This is a genomic window from Kitasatospora sp. NPDC036755 (genome assembly GCF_040636595.1).
In the GTDB taxonomy this organism is placed as follows: Bacteria; Actinomycetota; Actinomycetes; order Streptomycetales; family Streptomycetaceae; genus Kitasatospora.
Genome location: NZ_JBEZUT010000328.1, coordinates 1 through 9,801 on the forward strand (window position 1 = coordinate 1; position 9,801 = coordinate 9,801).

At 75.3% G+C, this 9,801-nt stretch carries 8 protein-coding genes; 5 read left to right on the forward strand and 3 right to left on the reverse strand.

What is annotated here, in order from left to right; all coding sequences use genetic code 11:
* Positions 1–272 precede the first annotated feature (272 nt).
* Positions 273–1,913 carry a phosphoglucomutase (alpha-D-glucose-1,6-bisphosphate-dependent) gene (pgm, locus tag AB0E96_RS33550; RefSeq protein WP_359829574.1) on the reverse strand — a complete coding sequence of 547 codons (1,641 nt, stop codon included), beginning with the start codon at positions 1,911–1,913 and terminating at the stop codon, positions 273–275.
* 206 nt (positions 1,914–2,119) lie between these two features.
* The gene (locus AB0E96_RS33555) at positions 2,120–2,419 is read right to left on the reverse strand and encodes a YciI family protein (protein ID WP_359829575.1); all 300 of its coding nucleotides are present in this window, start codon (positions 2,417–2,419) and stop codon (positions 2,120–2,122) included.
* A 317-nt stretch (positions 2,420–2,736) separates the two neighbouring features.
* On the opposite strand from AB0E96_RS33555, the gene AB0E96_RS33560 reads away from it, so the two are divergent.
* Both AB0E96_RS33560 and AB0E96_RS33565 read left to right on the forward strand, forming a co-directional pair.
* Positions 2,737–3,090 carry a hypothetical protein gene (locus tag AB0E96_RS33560; RefSeq protein WP_359829576.1) on the forward strand — a complete coding sequence of 118 codons (354 nt, stop codon included), beginning with the start codon at positions 2,737–2,739 and terminating at the stop codon, positions 3,088–3,090.
* Positions 3,091–3,153: 63 nt separating this feature from the next.
* Positions 3,154–4,662 (forward strand): FAD-binding protein, encoded by a 1,509-nt coding sequence (locus AB0E96_RS33565; RefSeq protein ID WP_359829577.1) that lies wholly within the window; start codon positions 3,154–3,156, stop codon positions 4,660–4,662.
* Positions 4,663–4,845: 183 nt separating this feature from the next.
* On the opposite strand, the gene AB0E96_RS33570 is transcribed toward AB0E96_RS33565, so the two are convergent.
* Complete coding sequence (locus tag AB0E96_RS33570) at positions 4,846–6,369, reverse strand: multicopper oxidase domain-containing protein (protein WP_359829578.1); 1,524 nt, start codon at positions 6,367–6,369, stop codon at positions 4,846–4,848.
* 410 nt (positions 6,370–6,779) lie between these two features.
* Here AB0E96_RS33570 and AB0E96_RS33575 point away from each other — a divergent pair, with 410 nt between their 5' ends.
* The 3 genes from AB0E96_RS33575 to AB0E96_RS33585 form a co-directional block, all read left to right on the forward strand.
* Entirely contained in the window at positions 6,780–8,303 is a 1,524-nt protein-coding gene (locus tag AB0E96_RS33575) for an aminotransferase class I/II-fold pyridoxal phosphate-dependent enzyme (RefSeq protein WP_359829579.1), read from the forward strand.
* Positions 8,300–9,082 carry a hypothetical protein gene (locus AB0E96_RS33580; protein ID WP_359829580.1) on the forward strand — a complete coding sequence of 261 codons (783 nt, stop codon included), beginning with the start codon at positions 8,300–8,302 and terminating at the stop codon, positions 9,080–9,082. Before AB0E96_RS33575 ends, AB0E96_RS33580 begins: the two co-directional genes overlap by 4 nt.
* On the forward strand, positions 9,079–9,801 hold a 723-nt coding region (locus AB0E96_RS33585), incomplete at its 3' end, for a DUF6875 domain-containing protein (protein WP_359829581.1). The genes AB0E96_RS33580 and AB0E96_RS33585, both read left to right, overlap by 4 nt.

Consider the following 9,801-nt stretch of genomic DNA (forward strand, 5'->3'; position numbering starts at 1 on the left):
CCTGGCCGTCCACCGTGATGGTGGGGCCGTCGGCGTCGGTGCCCGAGACGATCACCGGCTTGCCGCACGCGACGGCCACCGCCTCCTGGTCGTCGGCCCCGCACGGCGGCCGCGTACGGGACGGCCGACGTGCGCCACCACGCCCGTACGGGGCAACGCCCGTACAGCACAACGCCCGTACGGGGCAACGCCCGTGCGGCGCCGACGGCGGTGCCCCGGCCCGGCCCGGTGCGGGAGCCGGGCCGGGGCACCGCCGCGGGCGCGGGCGGGTCTCAGCCCCGCAGGACCTCGCCGACCAGGGCGCGGGCCTCGTCCTGGACGCGGGCGAGGTGCTCCTCCCCGTGGAAGGACTCGGCGTAGATCTTGTACACGTCCTCGGTGCCAGAGGGCCGGGCGGCGAACCAGGCGTTCTCGGTGCAGACCTTGATGCCGCCGATCAGGGCGCCGTTGCCGGGGGCCTTGGCGAGGACGGCGGTGATCTTCTCGCCGGCGATCTCGCCGGCGCCGACGCGTTCCGGGGAGAGCCGGGCCAGGCGGGCCTTCTGCTCGCGGTCGGCGGGGGCGTCCACGCGGGCGTAGGCGGGGGCGCCGTGGCGCTCGGTCAGCGCGCGGTAGTGGGCGCTGGGGGTGGCGCCGGTGACGGCGGTGATCTCGGAGGCCAGCAGGGCGAGCAGGATGCCGTCCTTGTCGGTGGTCCACACCCCGCCGTCGCGGCGCAGGAAGGAGGCGCCGGCGCTCTCCTCGCCGCCGAAGCCGATCGAGCCCTCCAGCAGGCCGTCGACGAACCACTTGAAGCCGACGGGGACTTCCACCAGGGTGCGGCCGAGGTCGGCGGCGACGCGGTCGAGCATCGAGGAGGAGACCAGGGTCTTGCCGACGCCGGCGTCCCCGGGCCAGTCGGTGCGGTGGCGGTAGAGGTAGTCGACGGCGACGGCGAGGTAGTGGTTGGGGTTCATCAGGCCGCCGTCGGGGGTGACGATGCCGTGCCGGTCGGCGTCGGCGTCGTTGCCGGTGGCGATGGCGTACTCGTCCTTGCGGCCGATGAGGGAGGCCATCGCGGCCGGGGAGGAGCAGTCCATGCGGATCTTTCCGTCCCAGTCCAGCGTCATGAAGCGCCAGGTCTGGTCGGTCACCGGGTTGACGACGGTCAGGTCCAGGCGGTGGGTGTCGGCGATGCGCTCCCAGTAGGCCACCGAGGCGCCGCCCAGCGGGTCGGCGCCGATGCGCAGGCCCGCCTCGCGCACGGCGTCCAGGTCCAGGACGGAGGGCAGGTCCTCGACGTAGGCGGTGAGGTAGTCGTGGCGCCCGGTGGTGGCGGCGGCCAGGGCCCGCGCGTAGGGGACCCGCCTGACGCCGCGCATGCCCTCGCGGATCAGCTCGTTGGCGCGGTCCTGGATCCGGCCGGTGGCCTGGGATCCGGCCGGGCCGCCGCTGGGCGGGTTGTACTTGAAGCCGCCGTCGCGCGGCGGGTTGTGCGAGGGGGTGACCACGATGCCGTCGGCCAGCGCGCGGGGGCTGCGCCGGTTGTGGGCGAGGATCGCGTGCGAGACGGCCGGGGTGGGGGTGTAGCCGTCGGCGGCGTCGATCAGCACCTGCACGCCGTTGGCGGCCAGCACCTCCAGGGCGGTGGCCTTGGCCGGCTCGGACAGGGCGTGGGTGTCGGCGCCCAGGAACACCGGTCCCGCGACGCCCTGTTCGGCCCGGTACTCGCAGATCGCCTGCGTGGTCGCGGCGATGTGGTCCTCGTTGAAGGCCGCGTCCAGTGACGAGCCCCGGTGTCCCGAGGTCCCGAAGGAGACCCGCTGCCCGGGCTCCTGAGGGTCGGGGTTCAGCGCGTAGTACGCCGTCACCAGCCGCGCCACGTCCACCAGGTCACCGGGCTGCGCCGGCTGCCCGGCCCGTGCGTGTGCCATCCGTCTTCTCCCGCCGAAAGTCGGTAACTCGCGATACGTCCCCGTCCCGCGCTCACCGATCGTAGCCAGAACGCGACCGTGTCCCGAACCGCGCGCGGTGCGGGCCACCGCGCACGGACGGTGCCGGCGGCCGGGGGGACGGACGGGGGGACGCGCCCGGGCGACGCGTCGAGGACCGCGGCCCCGACGGGGCCTCAGGCCGGGCCTCAGGCGGGCGGTTCCTGGCGGTGGGAGGCCAGTTCGGGGGCGGTGGTGGTGGCGAGGAACTCCGTCACCCGGTACTCGGTCAACCCGGCCCGCACGAACGGGTCGGTGGCCACCAGCGCCTCGACGCCGGCCCGGTCCTCGCCCACCGCGAGGATCACCCCGCCGTCGCGCGGCACCTTGCGCCCCGAGGCGAGGAAGGTGCCGGAGGCGTAGTGCTCCCGCAGCCATGCGACGTGCCGCGGCAGGACGGCGTCGATCGACTCGAGGTCGGCGGTGTACGTCAGCTCCAGTACGAACATGGGGCCCAGGCTAGACCCGGGGCCGCCGCGCCCCGCCGCCAGGGCCCGCCGGGCCCCGCCGGAACGCGCCCGCCGCAACCGCCCCGCCGCCGGGGTGCCGACCCCGATCCTGCCAGGTCGCGCAAGGCTTCGGTAGGACACAGCACACCCTTCCCGCTTCTTGCCGCCCGGTGGTGCGCGCCCGCAGACTCGTGCGCATCCCCTTCTCCGCGCCACGCGCCGTGCGTGCCGCGCGCCCCGTCCCGGGCGCCCGGCGCGGACGGCGTGCTGCCCGCGGACGGGGAGGAACCGGACGAACGACGAAGGGGGACGGGCGGATGCGCGTGCACAAGGACCTGGTACTCAAGGCGCGGGTGCGGCTGCTGAGCCACAACGAGCGGATCCTGCACGGCGAGGAGGGCCTGTGGGTGTACCGGACGCTGTTCGCCGTCAGCCCGGCCGTGCACGCCTACAAGCTGGCGCTGGTCCTGCGGGAGGCCGCGCAGGGGCCGCGGGTGGCGGTGCTGCCCGAGGAGCGGCGCGAGCGGGCGCGTCAGGCGCTGCTGGCCGAGGCGCGGGCCGCCGCCGCGCACATCCCCTCCCACGCCCCCGGGCACCAGCTGCGGATGTGGGAGTACCCGGTGTCCGAGCTGCGGCGCGTCGAGCAGCAGATCACCGGTGCACGGCAGTAGGTGATCACCCGGAGGGTGCGGTACAACAATCCCTATTTGACGACTGATCGGAGAAAACCTGATATGAGCAGCTCAGGAATGTCGCGCCGCACCCTGCTGTCCTCCGCCGGCGCCGGGGCCCTGACCGCCGTCGTCGGCTGGAACACCACCACCGCCGCCTGGGCCACCGAGGCCGACGACGGCACGGCCGCCGACATCGCCCGGCTGCCCGCCCTGGACGGCACCATGACCCTCCAGGGCGACGGACTGGAACGCTTCTCCACCGACTTCGGACACCTCGTCACCGCCAGGCCCCGGGCCGTGCTGCGCCCCGGCTCGGTGCGCGACGTGCAGCAGCTGATCGCCTTCGCCCGCCGCCACCGCATCCCGGTGGCCGTCAACGGGCAGAGCGGCGACCGCGCCCAGCTCGGCGACGCCGGGCTGGAGTCGCACTCCAGCTACGGCCAGGCCAACCCCCGCGGCGGCGTCGCCATCGACGCCCGCGGCCTGTCCCGGATCGTCTCGGTGCACCCGGGGCGCGCCGTGGTCGAGGCCGGCGCCACCTGGGCCCAGGTCACCGAGGCGGGCCTGGCGGCCGGCTGGGTGCCGCCGGTGCTCACCGACTACCTGCACCTGTCGGTGGGCGGCACCCTGAGCGTCGGCGGCATCGGCGGCGGCGTCCAGCGCTACGGCATGCAGGTCGACAACGTGCTGGAACTGGACGTGGTCACCGGCACCGGCGAGCTGGTCACCGCCTCGCGCACCCGCAACCGGGAACTGTTCGAGGCGGTGCTGGCCGGCGGCGGCCAGGTCGCCGTCATCGTGCGCGTCACCCTCGCCCTGGTCCGGGTCCGCGAACGCGCCCACGTCTTCTCCCTCTACTACGACGACCTGGACGCCTACCTCGCCGACCAGGAGAAGGTCCTGGCCCGGCGCCGCTTCGACTTCCAGGTCGGCGACGTGGTGCGCAGCGCGGACGGTTCGCGCTGGCGCTACAAGGCGGAGCTGGTGGCGTTCACCGACGCCGGGCAGGCGGTGGACCGGGCGGCGCTGCTGGCCGGGCTGACGCCGGTGGACACGGAGGTGGTGGAGCAGGGCTGGCGGGAGTACGCCTACCGGGTGGACGGCTTCTCGGGGTACCTGCGGGCGGCCGGGTTCTGGGCGCTGCCCAAGCCGTGGCTGAGCGTGTTCGTGCCGGCGTCCTCGGCGCGGGCGTTCATGGCGCGCGCCGCGCAGGTGCTGACGGCCGAGGACCTGGGGGCGGGGCTGCTGCTGTTCTACCCGTACCTGCGCTCGAAGGTGACGGCGCCGCTGGCGGTGCTGCCCGGGCAGGAGGTGGGCTGGCACTTCGACCTGCTGGCCTTCCCCGGGCCGGGGTCGGACACCGCGGCGATGCTGGAGCGCAACCGGCGCCTGTACGACCTGGCGGTGGAGCTGGGCGGCAAGCGGTACCTGATCGGGGCGGTGCCGGGGATGACCCGGGCGGACTGGCAGCGCCACTACGGGGCGCTGTGGGGGCGGGTGGTGGCGGCCAAGCGGCGCTGGGACCCGGCGGGGATCCTGACGCCGGGCCAGGGCATCCACGCGTCCTGACGCGCTCCGGCGCGACCTGGCGCGTGCTGGCGCGTGCTGGCGCGTTCCGGCGCGTCCTGGCGTGTTCCGGCGCGTCCGTCGGCCCCGGGCCGGCCCGCGCGCGCGTGTGCGTGCGGGCGGGCGGGCGGGCGGCCCGGGCCGGTGGCGTCTGCGGCCCTCGGGCCCGGGGCGCCGCCCGGGGCGTCAGGTGATCTCCATCTGGGCCATCATGCCCATCGCGGAGTGGTCCAGCAGGTGGCAGTGGTACGGGTAGCGGCCGCGGTAGGTGTCGAAGGTGGCGTGCAGGCGCACGCTCTCGCCGGGCATCAGGCGCACGGTGTCCTTGAGGCCCGACTCCTCGGGGCCGGGGGCCGCCCCGTTGCGGGCCAGGACGCGGAACTGCACCAGGTGCAGGTGGAAGTTGTGCGGGATGTCGGTGTTGGCGTTGTGGACGGTCCAGATCTCCGAGGTGCCGAACGCGACGGCGGCGTCCACCCGGTCGGGGTCGTACTGCCTGCCGTCGATCAGTCCGCGCGCGGTGGCGCCGGCGCCGCCCTCCTCGACCTTGAGCACGACGGTGCGCTCGCGCACGGCCGGTCCCGGCGGGGGCAGGGTGCGCAGCCGGTCGGGGACGTGGGAGGGGTCGGGGGCGGGGCGCCCGACGTCGAAGCGCAGGACCTGGCCGATGTGTTCGGCGGGGCCGGGGGGCATGGAGTTGGTGAGCACGACGCCGGTGCCGGGGCGGTAGCGGGAGAAGTCGATGACGACGTCGGCGCGTTCGCCCGGTGAGAGGTCGATGGTGTCGGTGGTGTGGGGGCGTTCCAGCAGGCCGCCGTCGGAGCCGATCTGGGTGATGGGGCCGCCGTCGGCCAGGCGCAGCGAGAAGAAGCGCAGGTTGGAGGAGTTGAGCAGGCGGATGCGGTAGCGGCGGGCGGCGACGTCGACCTTGGGCCAGGGGCGGCCGTTGGCGAGGACGGTGGCGCGGCCCTCGGCGTCGTCCATCCGGTAGACGAGGTTGCCGGAGGCGTCGAAGCGGGCGTCGCGCAGGGCGATGGGCAGGTCGTAGCGGCCCGAGGGCAGGGGCAGGGCGGCCTCGGTGGCGTCGGTGAGCAGGTAGCTGCCCGCCAGGCCCCGGTAGACGTGCTCGGACTCCAGGTGGTGGGCGTGGTCGTGGAACCACAGGCTCGCGTGGGGCTGGTCGTTGGGGTAGGTGTAGGTGCGGGTGGCGCCGGCGCCCAGCAGGTTCATCGGGCCGCCGTCGCTGTCCACGGGGACGGCGGAGCCGTGCAGGTGCACCGAGACCGGGTCGTCCAGCAGGTTGGTCTGGCGCACGATCACCGGCCGGCCCGAGCGGGCGCGGATGACGGGGCCGGGGAAGGCGCCGTTGTAGGTGAGGACCTCGGTGCGGCGCCCGGGCAGGATGCGGGCGTAGGAGCGCAGCATGGTCACCGCGTAGGTGTCGGCGCCGCCGTCGGTGGACACGGGGCTGAGCACCGGGGGCAGCGGCAGCGCGGTGGTGAACTTCTCCGCGAGCGAGGGGCCGGTGTCGGGGCCGGGGTCGGGCAGGGCGGCGCCCACCGGGTGGGCGTGGCCCGCGTCCTGGCCCGCGGCCGCGGCGGCGGGGGCGGTGGCGGGGGTGGAGGCGGCCGGGCGCACGGTGGTGCGCACCAGCAGGACTCCTCCCCCGGTCGCCAGGGCGGCGCCGATCATCCTGCGTCTGGTCACCATCGCGTCGTTCCTCCCGCGTGCGGTCCCCCGGATCCGCCCCGGGTGGGTGCGGGCGGCCCTCGTCCGGGGGTGATTGCAGCAGCGCCGCCTCGGGTGCCGGTGGGGTCCGGCTTGAGCGGGCCCGCCCGCCGGGCGACGGCCGGGCGGACCGGGCGGGTGCGGCGGCGGATGCGGCGGCGGCGGGGCGGGTGGGGCCGGCGGGCGCGGCGGTGGGTGAGCTGCGGGTGTTGCGGGCGCCTTGCGGGTGCTCGCCACCGTGGCAGCGGACGCGGTCGAGGAACGCTCAAGAGCCGGAAGAACGCTCACGAGGACTCGGCACGCGGTGAACGCTCGTACTCGCCAGGGGCCCGGCGTGCTGCTCACCCACGCGCCGGCACCCCGCACGAAGCACTGAGGGGAAGGGCCGGAGCGTGGACCTGCGGTACTGGCTGCCGAGGGCGGCCGAGGTGGCCGAGCGGTGGGGCGAGCGGTTCGGGCCGCTGCGCCCCCACCCCTCCCACCTGGTGGACGAGGCGGACTTCGCCGCCGCGTTCGAGCGCTTCGCCAAGCGCCTGGAGCACAACTACCCGTTCTTCCACCCGCGCTACGCCGGCCAGATGGTCAAACCGCCGCACCCGGCGGCCGTGGTGGGCTACCTGACGGCGATGCGCTTCAACCCCAACAACCACGCCTACGAGGGCGGGCCGGCCACCAACGACATGGAACGCGAGTGCGTCGCGCAGCTCGCCGCCATGTTCGCCCTGCCCGCCCACGTGGGCCACCTGACCAGCAGCGGCACCATCGCCAACCTCGAAGCGCTGTACGTGGCGCGCCAGAGCCACCCCGGGCGCGGCGTCGCCTACAGCGGCCAGGCCCACTACACCCACAGCCGGATGTGCCACGTCCTGGGCGTCGAGGGCCACGCGGTGGCCGCCGACGCCGAGGGCCGCATGGACGTCGGCGCGCTGGAGGAACTGCTGCGCACCGGACGGGTGGGCACGGTCGTGGTCACCTGCGGCACCACCGGGGCCGGCGCCGTCGACCCGGTCCACGAGATCCTCCCGCTGGCCCGCCGCCACGGGGCGCGGGTGCACGTGGACGCCGCCTACGGCGGGTTCTTCACCCTGCTGGCCGCCGACGACGCCCTGGCCGCCTCCCTCGGCGTGGACACCGCGCCGTGGCGGGCGATCGCCGGCTGCGACTCGGTGACCGTCGACCCGCACAAGCACGGCCTGCAGCCCTACGGCTGCGGGGCGGTGCTGTTCGCCGACCCCGGCATCGGACGCCACTTCGCCCACGACTCCCCGTACACCTACTTCACCGACGCCGAACTGCACCTGGGCGAGATCAGCCTGGAGTGCTCGCGCGCCGGAGCCTCGGCCGCCGCCCTGTGGCTGACCCTGCAACTGCTGCCGCTCACCCCCCAGGGGCTGGGCGCCGGACTGGCCGCCTCCCGCCGCGCCGCCCTCGCATGGGCCGAACTCATCGACACCAGCGAGGAACTGACGCTCCATCAGAAGCCGCAGCTGGACATCGTCACCTACTTCCCCACCGTCCCCGGCCCCCGCCCGCCCGCCCTGTCGGCGATCGACGCCGCCAGCGACCACGTCCTGCGCCGGGGCATGGCCGACGAACACGACCCCGTCTACCTGAGCGTGCTGCGCGTGGACGCCGCCGACTTCACCCGCCGCCACCCCGGCACGCGCGCGGACGCCGACGGGGCACGGGTCCTGCGCAGCGTGCTGATCAAGCCGGAGGCCGAGGAGTGGGTGGCGCCGCTGCACGCGCGCGTCACCGCCCTGGCCGCCTCGGCCACCGCGCCGCCCGCTTCTCCTGCCGCTCCTTCCGCTCCTGCCGCTCCTTCCGCTGCTTCCGCTGCTTCCGTGTCCACCGATGTGACCGTTGACCCGCCTTCCCCTCCGTCCGCCCCCTCGTTCGAGGAGAGTGCCCGTTGACCACCGCCACCGCCCTGCCCGCCGCGGGCACCGTCTTACGGACCGCCGCACCACCCACCGCGTCGCCCGCAGCGTCGCCCGCCGTATCGCCCGCCGGGCGGAGCGTCGTACGCCCCGGACGCCCGCAGGAGCGCGACGCCCTGGCCGCCGTGCTCGCCGCCGCCTTCGCCGACGACGCGCTGATGCTCTGGGCCTTCCCCGACCCCGAACACCGCGCCCGCGTCCTGCCCGCCTTCTTCCGCGTCCACGTCGACCAGTGCCTGGCCCACCGCGGCGTCCTGGTCGCCCACCACGCCACCGACTCCGCCACCGGCTCCGCTGCCGACGGCGCCGACGGGCCCGGCGGGCCGCAGGACGGGGAGCCGCTGGGGGCGCTGCTGTTCCTGCCGCCCGGCCGCTGGGACGACCCGCGCCTGCACGGCGGCACCGCCGGCGCCGCCCTGGCCGAGGCGATCGACGCCGACGGCCACGGCGAGAGCTCCCGCCGCCTGGCCGCCATCACCCGCCTGCAGACCCTGCGCCACCCGCGCCACCGCTCCCACCACTACCTCGCCTTCGTCGGCGTACGCCCCGAGGACCGCCGCACCCGCGCCGGCCACGCCCTGCTGCACGCCTTCCTCACCGAGGTCGACACCGCCGGCCAGGCCGCCTACGCCGAGACCAGCTCCCCCGGCGGCGCCCACCTGCTCGCCGCCGGCGGCTTCGCCCGCTTCGGCGAGGCCATCGCCCTGCCCGGCGGCGGCCCCCGCCTGGCCCCGGTGTGGAGGGGACCGCGATGACCGCCCCCGCCGCCCCCGCCGCCTCGGCCCTGCACCTGTACAGCGCCGCGCAGATCGACGCCGGCCACGCCACCGCACGCCCCGAGGCCGCCGAGACCCTCGCCTGGGCCCGCGCCTTCCTCACCACCGCCCACCCCGACCTCGGCCGCAGCGGCCCGGTCTGCCCCTACACCCAGCCCTCGCTGCGCCGCGGCCTGTTCCACATCGCCGTCGCCGACGCCGCCCCCGACGGGGACCTGCCCGCCCTGGTCGCCGAACTGCGCTCCCACTACGACGAGTTGCTCGCCGAGCTCACCCAGGAGTCCGACCGCGAACTGCTGACCGTGCTGCTGGTCATGCCCCAGCTGGACCGCGAGGACTCCACCGTGCTGGACGAACTCCAGCGCAAGGCCAAGGACGAGTTCGTCGAACAGGGCCTGATGATCGGCCAGTTCCACCCGGTCTGCGAGGAACCCGGCCTGTGGAACCACTCCTTCCGGCCGCTGCGCGCCCCCGTCCCGCTGCTCGCGGTACGCAAACTGCTGGTCTTCGACCTGCCCTTCCTCGCCGGCGACGAGACCCACCTGGACCACTACCTGGCCCGCTTCGCCCCCGAGGTGCCCGCCCGCATCCGCGCCCAGCTGGTCACCGGCTGGCGCTCGATGCTGGCCGCCGCGCTGGACCAGCGGCCGTCCACGATCGTCTCCGCGGTGGTCGAGGGCGAGTCGTACAACCCGAGC

Bases quoted from the DNA above. Each gene is read 5' to 3' on its own strand.
- pgm (WP_359829574.1), bottom strand. From the start codon at position 1,913: ATGGCACACGCACGGGCCGGGCAGCCGGCGCAGCCCGGTGACCTGGTG.
- AB0E96_RS33555 (WP_359829575.1), bottom strand. From the start codon at position 2,419: ATGTTCGTACTGGAGCTGACGTACACCGCCGACCTCGAGTCGATCGAC.
- AB0E96_RS33560 (WP_359829576.1), top strand. From the start codon at position 2,737: ATGCGCGTGCACAAGGACCTGGTACTCAAGGCGCGGGTGCGGCTGCTG.
- AB0E96_RS33565 (WP_359829577.1), top strand. From the start codon at position 3,154: ATGAGCAGCTCAGGAATGTCGCGCCGCACCCTGCTGTCCTCCGCCGGC.
- AB0E96_RS33570 (WP_359829578.1), bottom strand. From the start codon at position 6,369: ATGGTGACCAGACGCAGGATGATCGGCGCCGCCCTGGCGACCGGGGGA.